The organism is Pseudomonas sp. PSB11, assembly GCF_014596605.1.
Lineage (GTDB): Bacteria > Pseudomonadota > Gammaproteobacteria > Pseudomonadales > Pseudomonadaceae > Aquipseudomonas > Aquipseudomonas umsongensis.
The window spans coordinates 55027-76281 of sequence record NZ_NOIO01000001.1; the positions used below are offsets into that span (position 1 = coordinate 55027).

A 21255-nucleotide genomic window follows, 5' to 3' on the forward strand; every position below is an offset into this window, starting at 1 on the left:
CGCCTGCCATGCGCCGCTGGGGAACCGAACGCATCGTTGGCCTGCATGATCCGCGGGTCAACGAACATCATCTGGAATCGACAGGCCTGCCCGCCGACAGCCGTCTGCGCTTGCTCAGCTTCAATATCCAGGTGGGTATCAGCACCGAGCGGTATCGGCATTACCTGACCCGGGGATGGCAACATCTGTTGCCGCACACCGGGCGTGCCGACAATCTGCAAAAAATCGGCAATCTGCTGGGTGACTTCGACCTGGTCGCCCTTCAGGAGGCCGACGGTGGAAGCCTGCGTTCAGGCTACGTCAACCAGGTCGAACACCTGGCCCAGCTCGGCGCCTTTCCCTACTGGTATCAACAACTCAATCGCAATCTCGGACGCCTCGGCCAGCACAGCAACGGCGTGCTCAGCCGCCTGCGGCCTTGGGCGATCGAGGATCATCCACTGCCAGGGCCGAAGGGCCGCGGAGCGATTCTGGTGCGCTTCGGCGAAGGTCCGGAAGCGCTGGTGGTGGTCATGATGCACCTGGCACTGGGCGCACGAGCCCGCAGCATGCAATTGGCTTACATTCGTGAAGTCATTGGCGGTTATAAGCATCAAGTGCTGATGGGTGACATGAACACCCACGCCAGTGACCTGCTGCAACACTCTCCATTGCGCGACCTCGGGCTGCTGGCCCCGCAAATGGAAGCGACGTTCCCAAGCTGGCGCCCGCAGCGCTGCCTGGACCATATTCTACTGAGCCCGAGCCTGACCCTTGAAAAGGTCGAGGTGCTGGCACAACCCATTTCCGATCACCTGCCGGTCGCGGTAGAGATTCGTCTGCCGGGTTCGCTCACGGCCGATGCATTGCCCGCGTTGAGTCCTGCCCCCCCGCGGATCCCATGAATGAGCGACGAAGCACAACGCTGGAAAGAGAAGTACCTGCAAAGCATCGAACACCAGGAAAAGCTCGAACGTCGCTGGGATGCCAGGCTAGACCTGCTGCGCCGGGGACTGGTGCGCAGCACGCTGGCGGCGGAAGGCACCGACCGCGCCGTTGACCAATGCATGAAGGAGATGCGCGAAGTCGTGCGTACCGACGACATGGACGCCGGACTCGCCGCCCTGCTGCCTCGCCTGGAAAAAGCCGTACTCGATTCCGAGCAGCGTCGGGAAACCCGGGCCAACCAGACCAGCGCCGCACTCACCGCTCTGGTCACGCAGCTGCAAACATTACCGCTACCCCGAGAAGTGAGCCGCCCCCTCAAGCACTTCGCCAAACAACTGGACAGTCGCGTCAGCCAGGCACGCGAGATCCCGCTACTGCTCGGCGAGCTGAGCGGACTGCAGGGCAAGGCCCTGAGCCAGCTGGAGAGTCCGGCGGAACCGGAACGACCGGGACTGCTGCAGCGGCTGTTCGGTCAGCGTGACACCGAAGAGGCGACCGTCCCCGCAGGACACGCTCTTATCGCGCAGACGGCCGAAACCGTTCCGGCGTCCGTCGTCGCAACCCCACCGGTCATTGCAGACACCGTGCCGCCGTTGCTGCACGAAACGCCAGATGTAACCCAGCCCATTGCTGTTGCGCCAACCCTCGAGCCGCAGCACGCGCCAGCCCGGCCTGCGCAAGTCATGCCCGAAGCCGAAACGCTACAACCCGTGAGACTGTCCGAACCTGTCGGCACTCCCACCCTCCCGGCTGAAATGGCAGTCAATCCCGACGAATTGAGCCCGGCGGTACTGCTCGATACCCTGCCACTGCCCTCGCCCATTGCCCAGGCACTGGCTGCCATCGATCCGCAGCAGCCCGAGCAAGACACGCTCTACGCCCTGCCCGACTCGCCCGAGCCGTCCTACAGCTCGGTGGCCAAACACATCGAAGATACCTTGCTGGGATTGCTCGATGATCTGACCGTACCGGAACGTCATCGTCCCCAAGCCGAATCCATGCGTGAACGGCTGAAAAATGGCCTTAACTGGTACGAGTTGCTGCCGATTCTCGACGATCTGGCGACTTTGATGCTGGCGATCTCCGACGGTGGCCAACACGAATTCGAAGCTTATCTGCAGCGGCTCAACGAACGCCTGGAATCGTTCCAGAGCAACTTGCAGGCCGCCAGCGCCGGCCATGCCGACAGCCGATCCGCCGCACAGGCGATGGACACGCAGATTCGCGAACAGGTCGACGGCCTGCAGAGCAGCGTACAGGAAGCGGCCGACCTGGATGATCTCAAGCACGTGCTGGAAAATCATCTGGAAGTCTTGCTTGGCACCATGGACCAGCACCGCCAGCAGCGCGATGAGCGTGAGCAGGAAGTGGCGGCCCGCCTGCAAAGCCTGGCCGAGCGGGTCGCCCACATGGAGCAGGAAGCCCAGGGATTTCGCGAACACCTCGAAGAGCAACGCCAGAAAGCCTTGATCGATCCGCTGACCGGCCTGCCAAACCGCGCGGCCTGGAGCGAGCGCCTTGAGTATGAGATCGGCCAATGGCAGAAACACGGCAACACCCTGATGCTGGCCATGCTCGACCTCGATCACTTCAAGCGCATCAATGATAATTATGGGCACCTGGCAGGCGACAAAGTCCTGAAAATCATTGCCAATGTGCTGCGCAAACGCCTGCGCCCAACGGACTTCATTGCGCGTTTTGGCGGCGAGGAATTTGTCCTGCTAATGCCGTCCACAGTCCCGGCGGACGGCATGAAACTCCTGGAAACCCTGCGCGCCTCTATCGAAGCCTGCCCATTTCACTTCAGGGGTGAACCGGTGACCGTCACCCTCTCCATAGGCTTGGCAACATTCAGGCATGGCGAGCATGGCGATGTAGTGCTCAAAAGAGCCGATCAGGCGTTGTACCGGGCGAAAAATGCCGGGCGCAACCGGGTCGAGCCAGGCTGAGCGATTGTCGCTCCATTTTATTCAAATCATTGCGGTGGCCCAACACGCACCAGCCAGTACGTTACACTGTTGCATTACTGTCTCTAGCGTGTTGGCTTCCCCCATGAAATATCTTTCTCTCATCGTGTCGCTGATCCTGTTGGCGGGCTGCGCCAGCGGCCCCCGCTACGACACAAGCCATGCTTCGGCCAATCACGACAGTCGTATTCAGTTCGTCGTGCTCCACTACACCAATGCATCGCAGGAGCGCTCGCTGCAACTGCTGACCCATGGCGAAGTCAGCAGTCACTACCTGATTGGCGACGACAAGAAGGCGACCATCTACAAGCTGATGGATGAAAACCTGCGGGCCTGGCACGCCGGGGAAAGCCAATGGCAAGGCCGCACCTGGATGAACTCCAGTTCCATCGGCATCGAAATCGTCAATCCGGGCTTCAAGGACACCCCGACCGGGCGCCTGTGGTATCCCTACTCCGAAGCGCAGGTCGAGTCCCTGATCGTCCTGCTCAAGGATATCAGCCAGCGCTACGCAATCAGTCCTCGCAGCATTGTCGGCCATAGCGACATCGCGCCCTTGCGCAAGCTGGATCCGGGCCCCCTGTTTCCCTGGAAGCGCCTGGCCGAGCAAGGGTTGGGTATTTGGCCGAACGAACAAGCCGTAGCCCGTCAGCAGACCCGGTTCGAAACACAGCTGCCGAGCATCAGCTGGTACCAGGCACAACTGGCACGCGTCGGTTATGACACGCCACAAACGGGCGAACTGGACGTTGCCACCCGCCACGTGCTGGCGGCCTTCCAGATGCATTTTCGACCGTCGCGCTTCGACGGTACGCCGGACGCACAAACGGCAGCGCTGCTTCAGGTTTTAAATCAGACAAAATAATGACGATCGCCCGACGGTCAGCGCGTTTCTCAAATAGCAGCTATAACTCATTGGTAATTCGTCGGATATTACATAATGACTGTTGCTCGAGAGACACTTCGCAGCTGGTTCTATCGCCCTTGGTTTCTGGCGATGCTGGCTGCTGTCTTGAGCGCTACGTTGATGATGGCCGGCAGTTACTTCGTTGCCATTCACCAGGTTGAGCAAAACGAAAGCTGGGAAATGAACGCCCAGGGTGAACGTTTTCTCGCTCGTCTGGAGCAACTGTTCGGCCAGTTGCGTGAAAGCCTTGACGACCTGGAAGCCCAGCCGTTGCGCAGCTGCGACGACGACATGATCGCGACTTTGCAGCAGGTCACCTTCAATTATCGCTTCGTCTATGAGGCAGCCTACATGGACGCCTCGCGAATCTGCTCCAACCGTCCGCGCCAGGAAGGTTTGTCATTGATACGCCCACCGGACATCAAGGGCCCCACCTATAGCTACTGGTTGAATACCACCACCGAACCTGATGAAAACCGTGCCGCGCTGATGCTCGGACGCGGCAATTTCCGGGTTGCGACGTCTCGCGGCCATTTGACCGACATGGTCGACCTTTCGCCGGGAAGCAGCCTGCTGGTCGTACTTGACCATGGCACCCGGGCCATTCCGGTACTGGGCGTCTCGCAAGCCTGGCCACCGAGCCATTGGCCGCCAAAAACCCGCGATGCTCTGCAAGTCACCCAGACACGCTTGATTTACCGCATGCCTACGGACAACCCGGAATACCAACTGGTGCTGATCAGCCCGCGCAGTGGCACCCATATACCGCCCGTGTGGTGGTGGTTGCTACCCGCCTGTCTGCTACTGGCTCTTTGCGTGGGTTTCCTGGTGTTTTTGCTGGTGCGCCAGCGCCAGTCACTGGACGCGGAGCTGACGGGAGCCATCCGCCGAGGTGAGCTGCAGGTGCTCTATCAGCCGATCTTTGATCTCGACAGCCGCAACTGCGTCGGGGCCGAAGCCTTGCTGCGCTGGAGAAGGCCGGACGGCACCCTGACCAGTCCCGACCTGTTTATCCCGATGGCAGAGAACACCGGGCAGATCCGCCAGATGACCGACTTTGTCCTGCAACGCCTGCTTGAGCAACTGGGGCAACTGCTGCGGGCCAACCCGCAGTTGTACATCTCGGTCAACCTGGCAGCTTGCGATGTCATGATCCCGCGGATCGGCCAAGTGATGGCTCGCTTGCTGACCCTGCACCGGGTGGCGGCCAAGCAGATTGCCTTTGAAGTCACCGAACGCGGATTGATCGATGTGGTGGTGGCCCGGGAAAACCTGCAAGCCTTGCGGGATGTCGGGCACCAGGTACTGATCGATGACTTTGGCACCGGCTACTGCAGTCTCGCCTACCTGCAGACCCTGCCGGTGGATTGCCTGAAAATCGACAAAGCTTTCATCGATGCGCTGGGCCACGACGCAGCGAGCAGCGGTGTTGCGCCGCATATTATTCACATGGCCCAGTCACTGCATTTGAAGGTGATTGCCGAAGGCATCGAGCATGAAGCCCAGGCGGCGCTCCTCAGCAGTGAGGGGGTGAGATTCGGCCAGGGCTGGCTGTTTGCCCATGCACTAAGTGCGGTGCAGTTCATTGAATTGATAACCCGAGGTCGCCGACTGGCTGGTCGACGCCTGGATGACGAAGCGTAAAAAGCGCCTACACCGTCAACGTCATATAAAACTGAGTCCCCTGCCCCGGTCGCGAGTAAACACCCATTCGCCCTCCATGCAGTTGCACGATTTCCTTGCACAACGCCAAACCGAGTCCAGCCCCGCCTTTCTTGCGGCCGACCTGGACAAACGGCTCGAAGATCCGGCCTTGTTGGCCATAGGCGATGCCTTCACCGTTATCTTCGACGCTGATGATGACCCGTTCCCCATGACGCCTGGCTTGCAGGCGTATCCGCCCGCCGGTGGCGGTATGACGCAGTGCATTATCGATCAGATTGTCGAGCACCCGGTCCAGTTGCGCCTGATCGGCTTGCAACCTAGGCAAGGGTCCCTGGACTTCTATCAACAGCTCGACACCCTTCTCTCGGGCTCCGTCGGCAAAGCGAATCTGCGCTTGCTCCAGCAAATCCTCGATGGAGCATGGCGCCAGGGTCAGTTTCTGCAAGCCGTTCTGGTAACGGGAGAAATTCAGCAAGTCATTGATCAGTTGCATCAGCCGCTGCATTTCTTCGTTGACCGTGTCCAGCAGGTCCGCCTCGCGGGACTCCGGTGGAAAATGCGAGCGCTCGCGAAACAGCCCAAATGCCATGTGCATGCCCGTCACGGGCGTGCGCAGTTCATGGGAGGCGCGCAAGACGAACTCGCTACGCACCCGTTCGAAGGCACGCTGTTCAGTCACATCGTGCAGCACCATCACTGCACCGAGGATATGCCCTTGGGTGTGGATGACCGGCGTCAGGCTATACGTCAGCAACCGCGTCTCGCCATCGACCTCGATGCTCAGGTCATCCGGCATACGTTCCAGCGTACCGCCACGCAGTACCAGCTGCAGTTGCTCATCGAGTTCGGGATGCTCCAGCGCCTCACCCAAGCCTCGCCCGAGCCGATCGGAGTCCCAGCCTAACTGGCGCTGCGCTACAGGGTTAAGGTGCTCCAGATGCCCCTGGCGATCAATCATCAGCAAGCCATCGTCGATACCATCGAGCACCGCTTGCAAACGCTGCTGTCCCGCCAGCAACTCATCGACGTTAGTGGCCTGATGTTCACGCAATGCCTCGGCCATGATCCCGAACCGACGAGTCAGCTGATTCAGCTCCACGGCCGATGACACCGGCAGTGTGACGTCGAAATTTCCCTGGCCAATATTATCCGCTGCCTGCGCCAGGGCCTCGATGGGCTCACCGAATCGCCGGGCGATGGCGTGTGCGGTAATGAAGCCGATGATCAACACCGCCAGCCCAACCAGGCCAAGCAGCCCGGCAATCAGCAGTGCACGCTCACGGGCTTTGCGTTCGACAGTGCTGATGTCATCCAGCGCCCGCTTGTGCTCCGTAATCAAGCCATTGCGCAATAGATTGAATTTTTCGGTCAGCTCATCGTTGCCACTGAGTACGCGCGTCGGGTCAGGGGACACTTCATACGCACCTATAAAGCTCAAATAATCAGCCTTGGCCTTTTTGAAGCCGTGGGTTTCATCTGGCGGTTCCTGGGCAATGCCTTCCTCCAGCAGCTCAAGGTAACGCTGCCTGGACGCCTCGAGGGCGGCAGGATCGCTTTTTTCACTGAGCATGATGAGCAACTGATCGCCCAGTGTTTGTCGCAACTTGAGCCCCAGATCCAGAGTGACGAAATTGTTGCGCACCAACGCTTCCTGGCTCCCGGCCATCTGCAACACACTGACAAGACCGAGCAGTAGCCCAAGCAGTGCGACAGTGATCAGTGCAGAAATGCTGAGGAACAGCCGGGTCTGCAACTTCATCGCCGGTTTCATCGCCGCGAACTCACAGGTTGTACTGCTTGCGCTTGCGATACAGCGTCGACGCATCGATTCCCAAGGTCTTGGCGGCTTGATCCAGCGTGCCTGCGGTGGCGAGGACGGCGCCGATATGGGCCTTTTCCAGCTCATCCAGGCTTAACGGCGCACCAATACGCGGTGCGTTGTTGATCGGCGCTTCGGCCATGCCCAGATGGCTGATCTCGACCCGCTCCTGCGGGCAAATAATGCTCGCACGCTCCACTACGTTACGCAGTTCGCGAATGTTCCCCGGCCAGCGGTAACCCAGGAGCGCTTCACGAGCTTCGTCGCTGAAACCCCGTGCCGGGCGCGCGTATTCCTTGACGAAACGGGCCAGAAACCGGTCTGCGAGGTTGAGAATGTCTTCCCGGCGCTCGCGCAGTGGTGGCAGGTGCAACGTAATGACATTGAGCCGATACAACAGGTCCTCGCGAAAGCGCCCGTCGCGGACCATGTCTTCCAGGTTCTGGTTGGTGGCCGCAAGAATGCGCACATCGGCCCGACGCGTGACGGGATCACCCACCCGCTCGTATTCCTTGTCTTGAATGAAGCGCAGCAACTTTGGTTGCAAAACGAGGGGAAAATCGCCGATTTCGTCGAGAAACAAGGTTCCGCCATCAGCTTGGTTGACGCGCCCCAAGGTGCTTTCGCTGGCACCGGTAAATGCCCCCCGGCTGTGGCCGAACAACTCACTTTCCATGAGCTCGGCCGTCAGCGACGGACAGTTGATAGTGATACAGGATTTTTTTGAGCGCTTGCTCCAGCCGTGAATCGCTTGGGACAACTCGCCTTTACCGGTGCCGGACTCGCCGAGGATCAAGATGTTGGCGTCGGTATTAGCCACCTGGCGGGCGGTCTCGAGCACGACCTTCATGGCCGGGCTGTGAGAGTCCAGACCTTCCTTGGGTTTGCGCACCTCACCTTCCAGGGCCTCCAGACGAGCCGACAATTGCCGCACTTCCAGCTGTTTGGCCGTGGCCAAGCGCAATTGATCGGGGCTGCACGGCTTGACCAGATAATCGGCGGCACCCGCCTGAATTGCGTCAACGGCGGTGTCTACGGCCGAATGCGCGGTGACGATCACCACGCGCATCCATGGGGCCTGGATGCGCATCTGTGCCAACACGTCCAGACCGTTATCCTCCCCCAGGCGCAAATCGAGGAAGCACAGGTCGAAAACTTGACGTTGCAGCAAGGCTTCAGCTTGCGCAGCGCTGTTAGCGGTCGCAACGCTGTAGCCTTCATCTTCAAGGCAATAGCGGAAGGTTCGCAGGATGGCAGACTCATCATCCACCAGAAGAATGCGGCCTTGATGCTCAGTGGCGGATTCCATTTTCCTACGCTCCTTAAAGAATGATCTTGGTTAGTCCCGGAAAAATCGGGCAAGTTGCATGGTTTATTCTGATCCATTCCTGCCTTAGCAGGGTAGCTAACTCTTGTCCCCTCGCTGCAGCGCCCGAAAGCAGCTGATTGGAACGCACCCCCTATTTATTAGAGATGCCTTGCGTCCATTTCTGACAGCCGCGCCCTACTCTCAATTCAAAAAGATTGCGATGTGTTTGCCAGGCGTCGTGCATTACGCACGACCGGACGAGGGCTCATCGTGCAGGATGCGTCGATTCACATCCGCACGATAAACATAACTAATTGTTTTTTAAGGCTTTTTTTAGGAAAAAAAACTGGCATGCAGGCTGCAATAACCTGGTTAACGCAGGGCAGACAACAAATGCCCTCAGCCCAATTTCCCCAGCGTGGGAGGAGCTTCAGGATGATTCGCCAACGTGCCGCCCAATTGCATTTCTCGCCACTGCATGTTCAGCAAGGCCTGTTTGCGATACTTGCGCTGGTGATCACCTTGATCGCCGGTCAACAGTTTCTTCTATGGGAACAGAGTCAGCAGCCAGAAGCCCCGCGCATTTCGTTTGAACTTCCGACCCAAACCCATTTCAGCGCGGCAGGCAGCGGTTCGGTAGATATCACCCCGATGAGAATGATGGACGTCGACCAGGCGCAACCGGCCAATGAGATGCCCCGTCAAGAACGTTGGGTGTTCTGAGCACGTCAACTTGGTGCGCTCGACGCGCCGGGATAGCAATACCTCTTAATAGAAGCGTAAGGAGAATCATCATGTTGAGCTGGGCAATCACGTTCCTGATCATTGCCATTGTCGCCGCAGTTCTGGGCTTCGGTGGTATCGCGGGCACCGCCACGGGTATCGCCAAGATTCTCTTTGTCGTGTTCCTGGTGATGTTCATTGCGTCCTTCTTCTTCGGCCGTCGCGGACGAGGTTGAACAAAGTTCAAGACGCGAAAGAAGCGCATCGCTTCTTTCGCGCTGCGCCACCTGAGGAAGGCAGGCGCATGACCAAGGGGTCGGGACGTTCTGCCTGCTTCAGGGGCGGAGTGACCTACGGGTACAGGGAGTGCCTGCGCAAGGGCCGGGTCAGGTAAAGCTGCCACGCAAGTTCGCCGGCCGATCTGGGTTCGACGAGCTTGCGTAGTGCTTGAAGGTTGCAGCACCTGCGGGAAAAGTCTCCAGGAGCGTCATGAGCGACCGTACATCGAGAAAAATCGAGTTTCTTTTGCGCTCATATCTGTGCGCAGATCTGCTGAAATCCAGTCATTTTGACACCCTTCCCCACTGCTCAAAAAACATACAATCTGCTCTGTGATGGCCGGTTCACGGCACTTATGCCTGCCAATATGTCGTATTCGAACCGGTTGGGACGCGCGTTTCAGTCAAAAAACCTCATGCCGATTCGGCATAGGGTAGGCGTTTACGGCATTAGACGTCGCTTCCTTGCATCGGAATAGTTGCGCCTTTTTTCGCCTGCCAGAGAGCCACTAACAAGCGCTCCGGGGCTCCTTATACGGGGGCAAGTGCTCTGACGTTTTCGCCACAAGCGAGGCCGTTCATGCATCTGCCCGAGTCAAACTGAAGTAAGGGTAAAGATATGAAGAAGGCAAAGCTTAGCCTCGCCTGGCAGATCCTCATCGGTCTGGTATTGGGGATTGCAATCGGTGCGCTGCTCAACCATTTCAGTGCCGAAAAAGCCTGGTGGATCAGCAACGTCCTGCAACCGGCAGGCGATATCTTTATCCGTCTGATCAAGATGATCGTGATTCCGATCGTCATCTCTTCCCTGATCGTCGGCATTGCTGGCGTCGGTGACGCCAAGAAACTTGGGCGCATCGGCCTCAAGACCATCATTTACTTCGAGATCGTCACCACCATCGCCATTGTAGTGGGTCTGCTGCTGGCCAACCTGTTCCATCCAGGTGCCGGTATCGACATGAGCACCCTGGGCACTGTGGACATTTCCAAGTACCAGGCAACAGCTGCTGAAGTTCAGCATGAACATGCGTTCATCGAAACCATCCTCAACCTGATCCCGTCGAATATCTTCGCGGCCATGGCCCGCGGCGAAATGCTGCCCATCATTTTCTTCTCTGTGCTGTTCGGCCTCGGTTTGTCGAGCTTGCAGGCGGACCTGCGCGAGCCGCTGGTGAAGATGTTCCAGGGCGTTTCGGAAAGCATGTTCAAGGTCACCCACATGATCATGAACTACGCACCGATCGGCGTATTCGCACTGATCGCGGTGACCGTGGCCAACTTCGGCTTCGCTTCCCTGCTGCCACTGGCCAAACTGGTCATCCTGGTTTATTTCGCCATCGCCTTCTTCGCCTTCGTGGTGCTGGGCCTGATCGCTCGCCTGTTCGGCTTCTCGGTGCTCAAGCTGATGCGCATCTTCAAGGATGAGCTGGTACTGGCCTACTCCACCGCCAGCTCCGAAACCGTGCTGCCGCGTGTGATCGAAAAAATGGAAGCCTATGGCGCGCCCAAAGCCGTTTGCAGCTTCGTCGTGCCAACCGGTTACTCGTTCAACCTGGACGGTTCGACCCTGTACCAGAGCATCGCGGCCATCTTCATTGCCCAGCTCTATGGCATCGATCTGTCGATCAGCCAGCAATTGCTGCTGGTGCTGACCCTGATGGTCACCTCCAAAGGCATTGCCGGTGTACCGGGCGTGTCCTTCGTAGTACTGCTCGCTACCCTGGGCAGCGTCGGCATCCCCCTCGAAGGCCTGGCATTCATCGCCGGTGTCGACCGTGTCATGGACATGGCACGTACCGCTCTGAACGTGATCGGCAATGCCCTGGCCGTGCTGGTCATCGCTCGTTGGGAAGGCATGTACGACGACGCCAAGGGCCAGCGCTACTGGAACTCCCTGCCGCACTGGCGCAGCAAGGAAAAGCTGCCAGCGGGTGAAACCTCCAGCAACTAATGTAATACCCCTGTGGTCATCGAACTCTGTGGTGAGGGGATTTATCCCCGTCGGGCTGCGAAGCGGCCCCAGAAACGGGACTGCTACGCAGCCCGACGGGGATAAATCCCCTCGCCACAGGTTGCTCCCACATGGGGCCGCTATGCCACACCAGACAAACCCTGGAGAAAATCCGGGGTTTGTCGTTTCTGGCCACCCCGCTATCATTCGCGCATCTTTTGGGGGGATTTGACTGATGCTTAATGGCCTGTGGCTTGGCTTCTTCATCGTGGCTGCCGTGTCGGCGCTGGCGCAATGGTTGATCGGCGGCAACGCCGGGATCTTCGCGGCGATGGTCGAAAGCATCTTCGCCATGGCCAAGTTGTCCGTCGAAGTCATGGTCCTGCTGTTCGGTACCCTCACCCTTTGGTTGGGCTTTCTGCGGATCGCCGAGAAGGCCGGGATCGTCGAATGGCTGGCCAAGGCCCTGGGGCCGCTGTTCTTGCGCCTGATGCCGGAAGTCCCGCCTGGCCACCCCGCCATCGGCCTCATCACCCTGAACTTCGCCGCCAACGGCCTGGGCCTGGACAATGCCGCCACGCCGATCGGCCTCAAGGCCATGAAGGCGCTGCAGGAGCTCAATCCCAGCGATACGATTGCCAGTAACGCGCAGATCCTGTTCCTGGTGCTCAACGCCTCCTCCCTGACCCTGCTGCCGGTGACGATCTTCATGTACCGCGCCCAACAAGGTGCGCCCGACCCGACGCTGGTGTTCCTGCCGATCCTGCTCGCCACCAGTTGCTCGACCATTGTCGGCTTCCTGGCCGTGGCCTTCATGCAACGCCTGCGCGTCTGGGACCCGGTGGTGTTGGCGTACCTGATTCCCGGCGCCCTCGCCCTCGGTGGTTTCATGGCGCTTCTGGGGACGATGTCAGCGAGCGCACTGGCAGGTTTGTCGTCGATCCTCGGCAACTTGACGCTATTTGGCTTGATCATGCTGTTTCTGGTGATTGGCGCGTTGCGCAAGGTCAAGGTCTACGAAGCGTTCGTCGAAGGCGCCAAGGAAGGCTTTGACGTGGCGAAGAACCTGCTGCCGTATCTGGTGGCGATGCTGTGCGCCGTGGGCGTGTTGCGCGCGTCCGGCGCCCTGGATTTCGGCCTGGACGGGATTCGTCACCTGGTGGAATGGGCCGGCTGGGACACGCGCTTCGTCGATGCGCTGCCAACGGCAATGGTCAAACCCTTCTCCGGCAGCGCTGCCCGGGCGATGCTGATCGAAACGATGAAAACGTCGGGTGTGGACAGCTTCCCGGCGCTGGTGGCGGCGACGGTTCAGGGCAGTACAGAAACCACGTTCTATGTGCTGGCGGTGTACTTCGGCGCAGTGGGCATCCAGCGAGCGCGGCATGCGGTGGGGTGTGCGTTACTGGCGGAATTGGCCGGTGTATTGGGCGCCATTGGCGTCTGCTACTGGTTCTTCGGCTAACCACAATCCCTGTAGGAGCGAGCATGCTCGCGATGAGCTGAACGATAACGCGGGGGTGTCTGGTAACCCGTGTTGTTTTAGCGCCCATCGCGAGCACGCTCGCTCCTACAGGGGTTTTGCGCCAGGTTCACGGCCTTGGTGGCGGTGCGACCTTTTTCCCTTGCTCAACCGCCCACGCCACCACCTGCGTCGTCAGTTGATCGCTGGCCTGGCCAAATCCGGCCACCACCGCCGGCACCTTCACATCGCTCAAAGGCTGGCGCACTTCAAAACGTCTGCTGGCGAGGATTCGCTGGTCATAACCACGCACCAGTAAGGCGTCCAGGCGCACGATCACGTCGGCGTTGGTACCCTGATATTCGGTCTGAAACGCCTGCAAGCTGCCACCCAGCTCCAGATCCGCCTGAAAGTTGCTGTCATCGGTGCTAAGCAGCGTCACCCGACCATCACGCTGGAAACCATCGAGCAGGCGATTGCGCATCAGCACCGGCGCCGGGTCGCTCCAACGTGCACCCTTGTAGCTGCTGATCACGTCGCCTTGGGGGATGACGGCGATGTTCGGACTGTTCAACGCTTCACTGGCCTGGGGTTTGTTCAGGCGCAACGACCAGTGCTGCGGCGTGGCGTGAGCAGGCGCCACACTGCTTTGCGCCGAAGGCAATCGATAGAGATCGAAGGGTTCTGGCTTGGGCAGGATCGAGCAGGCGCTGATCAACGTGAAGCTGGCGAGGAGGGCGAGGGTAGACAGCTTCATGGGGTGAACTCCTTGTTCTTGTCACTGCCCAGCAGGTAACCGCTGGGGTTGGCCTCGAGGCGCTGGGAGATGGAGCGCAACGAGGTCAGGGTTTCCCGCAGCTCGCGTATTGCCGGCGCCAGGCCATTGAGGCCCTGCATGCCGCTGTTCAACGAGTCCTGATTGGTGCTGAGCAGCTTGCTGATCGTCGCGCTGCTCTGTTCCAGCGATTTCATGGCCTGTTCGGCGCTGCCGAACATCTGCTTGCCCTGATCATTGAGTAAGCCGTTGGCGTTGCGCATCAGCGCCGACGTCTGTTCCATCATGGTGCCGGCCTGTTTGCCGACTGCCGCCAGTTGCTGCATGGCCTGACGGATATCGCCACGCTGGTCGGCGATGGTGCCGGTGGTGACTTCAAGATGCTCCAGGGTCTTGCTGATGCGCTCGATGTTTTCCGTGGAAAACATCAGGTTGGCGTTGTGCATCAGCATGTTCACCCCGGCCATGAGGTCGTTGCTGTCATTGAGCAACCGGGCGATGGGCGAGGGCGAAGCGACAATGGTCGGCAGTTTGCCGTCCTTGCCCTTGAGGGGCGGGCTCTGGGGCGTACCGCCGCTGAGCTGGATGATCGATGTTCCGGTGACCCCAGTCAGCGCCAGCTTGGCCTGGGTGTCTTCCTTGATCGGTGTTTCGCCGCCCAGACGAATCCTGGCCAGCACCCGACGCGGGTCTTTCGGGTCCAGCCGCAACAGCACCACGTCGCCGACCTTGATCCCGCTGTACTGCACCGGGCTGCCCTTGGATAGACCACTGACCGCCTCGTTGAATACAACCTCGTAGTCCTTGAACTCGGTGTCGACACTGGACTTGGCCAGCCACAGGCCAAAGAGCAGGGCGCCTGTCACCACAATCACGGTGAACAGGCCGATCAATACATGATGGGCTCGGGTTTCCATGTCAGACCTCGTTGAGCTGTTGAGCGGCCGTCAGCGCCGCGCGGCCGCGAGGGCCATGGAAGTATTCATGAATCCACGCGTCGTCGGTTTCCGAGACGACATCGATGGCATCGGCCACCAGCACTTTCTTCTGCGCCAGCACTGCCACTCGGTCGGTGATGGTGTAGAGCGTGTCGAGGTCGTGGGTCACCAGGAACACGCTAAGGCCCAAGGCATCGCGCAGGGTCAGGATCAGTTGATCGAAGGCGGCGGCACCAATCGGATCGAGACCGGCGGTGGGCTCGTCGAGAAACAGGATGTCCGGGTCCAGCGCCAAGGCCCGTGCCAGTGCCGCACGCTTGATCATGCCGCCGGACAGGGACGCGGGGTACTTGTCCGCCGCCGACAGCGGCAAGCCAGCCAGGGCCAGTTTTACCGCCGCCAGGTGCTCGGCATCGTCACGGCTCAATCCCGCGTGTTCGATCAGGGGCAGGGCGACGTTCTCGGTCACCGTCAACGAAGAGAACAGGGCGCCTTTCTGGAACAGCACACCAAAGCGCCGTTCGATCAGGGAGCGCTCGTGCTCGGGCAGGGTCGGCAGGTTTTTACCGAAGACTTTCACCACGCCCTCGCTGGGCTGGCGCAAACCGACGATGCTGCGCAGCAGCACGGATTTACCGCTGCCGGATCCCCCGACCACGGCCAGGATCTCGCCCTTGTACAGATCCAGATCGAGGTTTTCGTGCACGCTCTGGCTACCGAAACGATTGCACAGCCCGCGGACTTCGATCACCGCCTCGGCGGGCGCTCGGGGTAAACGACTCACCAACTCATCTCCATGAAAAACAGCGCGGCCACGGCATCGAGCACGATCACCACGAAAATCGACTGCACCACGCTGGAGGTGGTGTGGGCGCCGACGGACTCCGCACTGCCGCTGACTTTAAAGCCTTCCAGGCAACCGATCGCTGCAATGAGAAACGCGAAGATCGGCGCTTTGACGATCCCCACCAGAAAGTGCTGGACGCCGATGTCCGACTGCAACAGCGACAGAAACATCGCCGGCGAAATATCCAGCGCTACCGCGCAGACGACGCCGCCACCGATAATCCCCGAGACCATCGCCAGAAAGGTCAGCATTGGCAAGGCGACCAGCAACGCCAGGACTCTCGGCACCACCAGCAACTCGATCGGGTCGAGGCCCAGGGTGCGAATGGCGTCGATTTCCTCGTTGGCTTTCATCGAGCCGATCTGCGCGGTGAACGCACTGGCGGTGCGCCCGGCCATCAGGATTGCGGTCAGCAGCACGCCGAATTCGCGCAAGAAGGCAAACGCCACCAGGTCCACCGTGAACACACTGGCGCCGAACGTGGTCAGCACCGTCGCCCCGAGAAAGGCCACCACGGCGCCCACCAGAAAGGTCAGCAGGGCGACGATGGGCGCGGCGTCGAGGCCGGTCTGTTCGATGTGCGCCACCATCGGCGTGATGCGCCAGCGGCTGGGGCGAAACAGACCACGCACGATGGTTTCCAGAATCAGGCCGACGAACCCCAACAATTGCAGGGTGTCCTGCCAGACCGCGTCCACCGCGCGGCCGATGCGGGTCAGCAATTGAATGCCGACGCTGATTTCCGGCTCCTTGAGCGGCACACAGAAATCCGTCATCGACTGATAGACGGTTTGCAACAACGCGCGGTCGGCAGTGGAGAGGGTGCAATCGGGATGTTCGGCGGATCGACCCAGGCGCTCGGAACCCAACAGTTCCACCAGCAGCGAGGCGCCGGCCGTATCAAGGGCGCCGAGGCCATTGAGGTCGATGTGGGTGCTGTCGTCGTACTGGCCTTCGAGCTTTTCACTCAGGTGCTTGAGGTCGGCGTAATGGGCAAGCGTCCAGTCTCCCGTCACCCGAATCTGAGGCGGGGAGTGCGAGGTGTCCAGTTGGGCATTGCCGGCCACTGTGCTGCTGGTCATAAGCTCCGTGCTTTTTCGGCTATTACGCAGAGCTATGTAATAACACGAACTCACTCACTTTTCTTTGACCGGTGTGCTGTCTAATACCTTGAAGCGCAGCACACCGATCAATTGGCCGTCTTCGGTCAACACCCGCACCTGCCATTTGCCTGCCGGATTGCCAGGGAAGTTCTGCTTGTGAGTCCAGGCCCGGTAGCCTTCCTTGCGTCCACCGTGAATATCGAGAGGGATGCGGTCGACCTCTTTGCCGTTGAATTGCCACACGTGATAAATCCGCTCGTCCAGTCCGCGTGGCGCGTTGATCGCCGTGTAGGCATAGAGGCCACCGCCGCGGATCTGCTCGGCGCTGACTTCTTCGAGGCTGGCGCCGGGGGTGCGATCCTGCATCTGCGTGCTGATGGCCACGTCGGTCATCCACAGGGTCGCGGGCGGTACCCACGAACGCAGTACCCAGCCGACACCGCCGATTCCCACGGTAATACTCAGGATCGCCAGGGCATTGCGCACGGTGCGGATCGGAAAGATCGACGCCAGGCTGGGGAACGACAACAGCACGGCGATGCCCAGTGCCCATTTGAAGCTTTGCGAGGTGGTCAGGTGCATGATCACCGGCAATGCGGTGAGCAGGGCGGCGAACAGGGTCAGGGTGTGCAGCGCCAGAAACGCCCAACGCCGGGGTGCCAGCCACTTGTAGTAGAGCGGGTCGATGATGGAAATCAGCGCCGCGATACCCAACAGCCCGGTGAAGAACAACTGGCCGCTGTTCCACGTCGTGGTGATGAAAAAGAACGGCAGGACGAAGAACAGGCTTTCCTGGTGAATCATCTGCGTCGCGTAACGCAGCAGTGGCTGGGGGATTTCCCGCTTGAAGATTCTGGTGAACAGCTTGGTCAGGCTGTTTTCCAGCATCAGCCAGACCCAGCTGATCAGCATGATGGTGGTGATCCAGCTCGCCAGACCCTGCTGGCGATCCACCAGAATGAAGCTGCCGATTCCGGAGATAAAGCCACCGGCCGCGATGACCCCGGGGTAACGCTTCATCAGCTCGAGGATGCGCTGGACGAAGAGGGTCAGGGTCGGCATTCGGCGGTTCACATTAGTCGTAGGAAAAATCCCTGACAGATTACCGCCTCATCGGCGAACGTGCTTACTTTCTGCGATGAAAACGCCACGCCGCCAGGCTCAGCAGCAACAATCCCGACAACCCGGCGATCATCCACATCAATTGGTCATAACTCACCAACGGTTTTTCGATCCGCATATAGCCCGGTTGCAAGAGCAATTCGCGCATGGCCTTGTTCGCTTGCGCCAGCGTGACGGCTTGCAACTCCCTGACCGGGTTGGCGAAACGGCCGTCTGCATAGTCTCCCAGAGAACTCCAGTAGTAATCGGCCAGGGCGCTGTTGCCTTGAACGGCCCACGACTGGCGGGCGATGGCGGCCTGCTTGAGACGATTGAAGGTCTCGGCGTTGAGACCATCCTTGAGCAAACCGGCCTTCAGCTCATCCAGCACCTCTTGCGCTTCGGCCACGTCGTCGCGATCCAGGTCGGCATTCAGGCTCATGAAGCCAACGCCGCCAAACACCTCGCGCTCGGCCCAGGGACCATAGGACAAGCTGTGCGCCAGGCGCAGTTGGCGATAGAGTGCCCAGTCCAGATAGTCCTTGAGCAGGTCGAAGGTTTCGTCGTGCTGATTGTCCAGTACCGGCTCCGGTACCAGCCAGTGCAGCTTGGCCCCACCACCGACGAAGCCGCGAATCAGGTTGCGCTCATGGGCCGCGCTGGCCTGGATTTGTGGCAGGGGCGGGTGCTCTGTCGGGTCGATGGCGGTCAGCGCGCCATAAGCCCGATCCAGATAGGCCGGCAGCAAGCGGTCGAGGTCGCCGACGACAATCAGCGTCATGTTGTTGGGCGCGTACCAGCCCTTGCGCACGTTCTCCAGCTGTTCGCGGGTCAGGTGATGGACTTGCGCACGCTCAGGGCATTTGAGGCCCAGTTCCACGGCCAGTTGTTTGCTGGCGGTATTGCCCAGGTCCTGGCGATCCAGCCAGCGTTGCAAGTGGGTGTAGTGGCCACCATCTTCACGCTCGACCACTTGCTTGGCGGCGTGGATGGCGTCGTCGTCGAAATGAGTCTGCGTCAGCAACGCCAGTAGCAGATCGAGCACCTTGCGCTGGTTTTTCGCCGGGGCTTCGATCACAAAGGTGGTGTCGGCGTTGCTGGTGAAAGCATTCCACTCGCCGCCCAGCGCCTGCATGCGCTCCTCCAGGCCGCCTTCACCGCTGGCGTCGATGCCGCTGAACAGCAGGTGTTCGAGCAGATGTGGCAGTTCTTTATCGGCGCAACCGAAATCATCCAGGCCTACCCCGACCACCAACCGGATCGCCACGTGGCCGCGCTCAGGGGCGGGCTTGAGCAACAACTGCAAACCGTTGCGCAGGGTGTAGCCTTCGACCTGGAAGCGATCCAGGGCAAACGAAGGGAATGAGCCAAGCAACAGACAGGCGAACAACAGGCAACGCATAACGAGCTTCCATACGGCTGATTGGAGATCCGTGTCGCTTTCCAGGCAGCCATCGCGAGCAGGCTCGCTCCCACAGGGTTCTCAAATCAACTGTGGGAGCGAGCCTGCTCGCGATGATCTTGAACCCGAAACCAATGTTACTGACTGACCACCGTGCCAGACGTTCAAGGCGAATGCGTGATATCAGCCAAATCGTCGACCGCCAGCGCGCCAGTGTCGGAAGTTTCCAACACCACGTAGGCACTGCTGCAAAACAGCGAATTCAAACGCTTCATGTCGGCAATCAACTCCAGGTGCAGCGAACTGGTCTCGATACTTTGCACGATCTTACGTTGCAAACGACTGACATGCGCGTGGGCCAGGCGGCGTTCCTGTGCGCGAAAGCGACGTTTCTCACGCAGCAACTGGCGGGCACTTTCCTTGTCGGCACTCAGGAACACCGACAAGCCCAGGCGCAGGTTGGAGATCAACTGGCTGTGCAGCCCGGCCAACTCTTCCAGCCCCACTTCGGAAAACGACCGGCGCTGGGAGGTTTTCTGTTGCTGGACTTTGCGCAGCATGCGCTCGATCAAGTCACTGGCAAGCTTGAGGTTGATCGCCAGTTCGATGATTTCCGCCCAGCGCCGGCTGTCCTGGTCACTCAAGTCTTCCCGGGGCATTTGCGCCAGATACAGCTTGATCGCGCTGTAGAGCGCCTCCACGTCATCACTCAGACGACGCATCTCCTGGGTTACTGCAGTTTGCTTGCCGTGCAGCACGTCGAGCATGGCTTCCAGCATGTTGTCGATCAGATCGCCCATGCGCAGGGTTTCCCGGGCCGCGTTGGCCAATGCCAGGCTTGGCGTGACCAATGCTGTCGGGTCAAGGTGTCGGGGTTTGGCCATACCGTTGGTTTGCGGACGTTCGGGCAGTATCCACGCACAGAACCTGGCCATCGGCCCGACACTGGGCAGCAGGATCAGGCAACGCGCGGTGTTGTAGAGCAGGTGGAAGCCGATCACCATTTCCTGGGGGCTGAAGTCGAGGCTGTCGATCCAGTGCACCAAGGGGTCGAGCACGGGAATGATCAGCAACAGCCCGATCATCTTGTACAACAGGCTGCCCAACGCCACTTGGCGGCCGGCGGCGTTCTGCATGCTGGTGCTGAGGAACGCGAGAATGCCGCTGCCGATGTTGGCGCCGATCACCAGGCCGATGGCCACCGGCAGGCTGATCACGCTGGCGCCGGCGAGGGTCGCGGTCAGCAGGACCGCCGCCAGGCTGGAGTAGGAAATCATCGCGAACAACGCGCCGACCAGGGCGTCGAGCAAAATATCGCCGGTCAGTGAGGCGAAAATCACTTTCACCCCTTGAGCGTGGGTGATCGGCGCGGCTGCTTCGACAATCAGTTGTAGCGCCAGAATGATCAACCCCAGGCCGATGCTGACCCGGCCCATTTGCCCTAGTCGCGTCTGTTTGCGCGACAGGAAGAAAATCACCCCGAGAAAAATCAGCAGTGGCGAGAGCCATGACAGATCAAAGGTCAGCACCCGTGCCATCAACGCCGTACCGACATCGGCGCCCAGCATGGTTGCCAGGGCAGGGGTCAGCGCCATCAGGCCCTGGCCGACAAACGACGTGACGAGCATCGCCGTGGCGTTACTGCTCTGGACCATCGCGGTCACGACGATCCCCGAGATGAACGCCAACCAGCGCTTGGACATGTTCTGGCCGATGACGTGGCGCAGGTTGGAACCGTAGACCCGCAAGATGCCGGTTCGGACGATATGCGTGCCCCAGATCAGCAAGGCCACGGCTGAAAGAAGATTGAGCAGGGTGAGCATACAGGCCCCCTGTGGTGGTAGCGCCCCAAAGGAGCAAGTTGGCGGTGCCGCGCGACATTCTACGTTCTGTAGTTAAGCTGTAGTTGGCTAACGGTCTGGACGCCAGCATCGCATAGCTAAAGACGCGATTGAAATGAAACTGTCATGAAAACAGGCCGGACCGGCCCACCCAAAACAATTGTGGGAGCGGGCTTGCTCGCGAAAGCGTTGTGTCAGGCAACAATGATGTCGACTGACACTCCGTCTTCGCGAGCAAGC

The 21255-nt window shown here is 59.9% G+C and carries 17 protein-coding genes; 8 read left to right on the forward strand and 9 right to left on the reverse strand.

Translation table 11 applies throughout. The features are described from left to right. Positions 1–8: 8 nt before the first annotated feature. The 4 genes from CGA21_RS00300 to CGA21_RS00315 all read left to right on the forward strand — a co-directional run bounded on the left by CGA21_RS00300 (position 9) and on the right by CGA21_RS00315 (position 5445). Positions 9–884 (forward strand): endonuclease/exonuclease/phosphatase family protein, encoded by an 876-nt coding sequence (locus tag CGA21_RS00300; protein WP_008064696.1) that lies wholly within the window; start codon positions 9–11, stop codon positions 882–884. Then, a complete protein-coding gene (locus CGA21_RS00305) occupies positions 885–2876 on the forward strand; it encodes a GGDEF domain-containing protein (protein WP_188263302.1) in 1992 nt (663 codons plus the stop codon). A 103-nt stretch (positions 2877–2979) separates the two neighbouring features. After that, entirely contained in the window at positions 2980–3759 is a 780-nt protein-coding gene (locus CGA21_RS00310) for an N-acetylmuramoyl-L-alanine amidase (protein ID WP_188263303.1), read from the forward strand. Between the two features lie 75 nt (positions 3760–3834). Beyond that, positions 3835–5445: an EAL domain-containing protein gene (locus tag CGA21_RS00315; protein WP_110748456.1), complete on the forward strand. Its 1611-nt coding sequence runs from the start codon at positions 3835–3837 to the stop codon at positions 5443–5445. A 7-nt stretch (positions 5446–5452) separates the two neighbouring features. On the opposite strand, the gene CGA21_RS00320 is transcribed toward CGA21_RS00315, so the two are convergent. Beyond that, positions 5453–7237 (reverse strand): KinB sensor domain-containing domain, encoded by a 1785-nt coding sequence (locus CGA21_RS00320; RefSeq protein ID WP_110748453.1) that lies wholly within the window; start codon positions 7235–7237, stop codon positions 5453–5455. 10 nt (positions 7238–7247) lie between these two features. Further along, the gene (gene algB, locus CGA21_RS00325; RefSeq protein ID WP_110748451.1) at positions 7248–8594 is read right to left on the reverse strand and encodes a sigma-54-dependent response regulator transcription factor AlgB; all 1347 of its coding nucleotides are present in this window, start codon (positions 8592–8594) and stop codon (positions 7248–7250) included. Positions 8595–9029: 435 nt separating this feature from the next. Here algB and CGA21_RS00330 point away from each other — a divergent pair, with 435 nt between their 5' ends. The 4 genes from CGA21_RS00330 to CGA21_RS00345 all read left to right on the forward strand — a co-directional run bounded on the left by CGA21_RS00330 (position 9030) and on the right by CGA21_RS00345 (position 13011). Further along, positions 9030–9317 carry a hypothetical protein gene (locus CGA21_RS00330; RefSeq protein WP_110748448.1) on the forward strand — a complete coding sequence of 96 codons (288 nt, stop codon included), beginning with the start codon at positions 9030–9032 and terminating at the stop codon, positions 9315–9317. A 71-nt stretch (positions 9318–9388) separates the two neighbouring features. Beyond that, positions 9389–9553 carry a DUF1328 domain-containing protein gene (locus CGA21_RS00335; protein WP_003170804.1) on the forward strand — a complete coding sequence of 55 codons (165 nt, stop codon included), beginning with the start codon at positions 9389–9391 and terminating at the stop codon, positions 9551–9553. Positions 9554–10214: 661 nt separating this feature from the next. Further along, positions 10215–11546, forward strand: coding sequence for a glutamate/aspartate:proton symporter GltP (gene gltP, locus CGA21_RS00340; RefSeq protein ID WP_020798026.1), 1332 nt, complete (start codon positions 10215–10217; stop codon positions 11544–11546). A gap of 235 nt (positions 11547–11781) precedes the next feature. Then, positions 11782–13011, forward strand: a complete 1230-nt coding sequence (locus CGA21_RS00345) for a nucleoside recognition domain-containing protein (protein WP_110748442.1) — start codon at positions 11782–11784, stop codon at positions 13009–13011. 127 nt (positions 13012–13138) lie between these two features. Here the strand turns inward: CGA21_RS00345 and CGA21_RS00350 are convergent, their stop codons facing one another. The 7 genes from CGA21_RS00350 to CGA21_RS00380 form a co-directional block, all read right to left on the reverse strand. Further along, complete coding sequence (locus CGA21_RS00350) at positions 13139–13765, reverse strand: ABC-type transport auxiliary lipoprotein family protein (protein WP_110748437.1); 627 nt, start codon at positions 13763–13765, stop codon at positions 13139–13141. Further along, complete coding sequence (locus CGA21_RS00355; protein ID WP_188263304.1) at positions 13762–14700, reverse strand: MlaD family protein; 939 nt, start codon at positions 14698–14700, stop codon at positions 13762–13764. Before CGA21_RS00355 ends, CGA21_RS00350 begins: the two co-directional genes overlap by 4 nt. Before the next feature lies 1 nt (position 14701). After that, positions 14702–15505: an ABC transporter ATP-binding protein gene (locus tag CGA21_RS00360; RefSeq protein WP_020798022.1), complete on the reverse strand. Its 804-nt coding sequence runs from the start codon at positions 15503–15505 to the stop codon at positions 14702–14704. Continuing rightward, positions 15502–16650 carry an ABC transporter permease gene (locus CGA21_RS00365; RefSeq protein ID WP_020798021.1) on the reverse strand — a complete coding sequence of 383 codons (1149 nt, stop codon included), beginning with the start codon at positions 16648–16650 and terminating at the stop codon, positions 15502–15504. The genes CGA21_RS00360 and CGA21_RS00365 overlap by 4 nt, the downstream gene beginning before the upstream one ends. A gap of 54 nt (positions 16651–16704) precedes the next feature. Further along, on the reverse strand, positions 16705–17733 hold the full coding sequence (locus tag CGA21_RS00370) for a DUF5924 family protein (protein ID WP_110748432.1): 1029 nt from the start codon (positions 17731–17733) through the stop codon (positions 16705–16707). 64 nt (positions 17734–17797) lie between these two features. Next, positions 17798–19174 (reverse strand): M16 family metallopeptidase, encoded by a 1377-nt coding sequence (locus CGA21_RS00375; RefSeq protein ID WP_188263305.1) that lies wholly within the window; start codon positions 19172–19174, stop codon positions 17798–17800. A 164-nt stretch (positions 19175–19338) separates the two neighbouring features. Next, positions 19339–20997 carry a Na/Pi cotransporter family protein gene (locus CGA21_RS00380; RefSeq protein WP_188263306.1) on the reverse strand — a complete coding sequence of 553 codons (1659 nt, stop codon included), beginning with the start codon at positions 20995–20997 and terminating at the stop codon, positions 19339–19341. Positions 20998–21255: the final 258 nt, after the last annotated feature.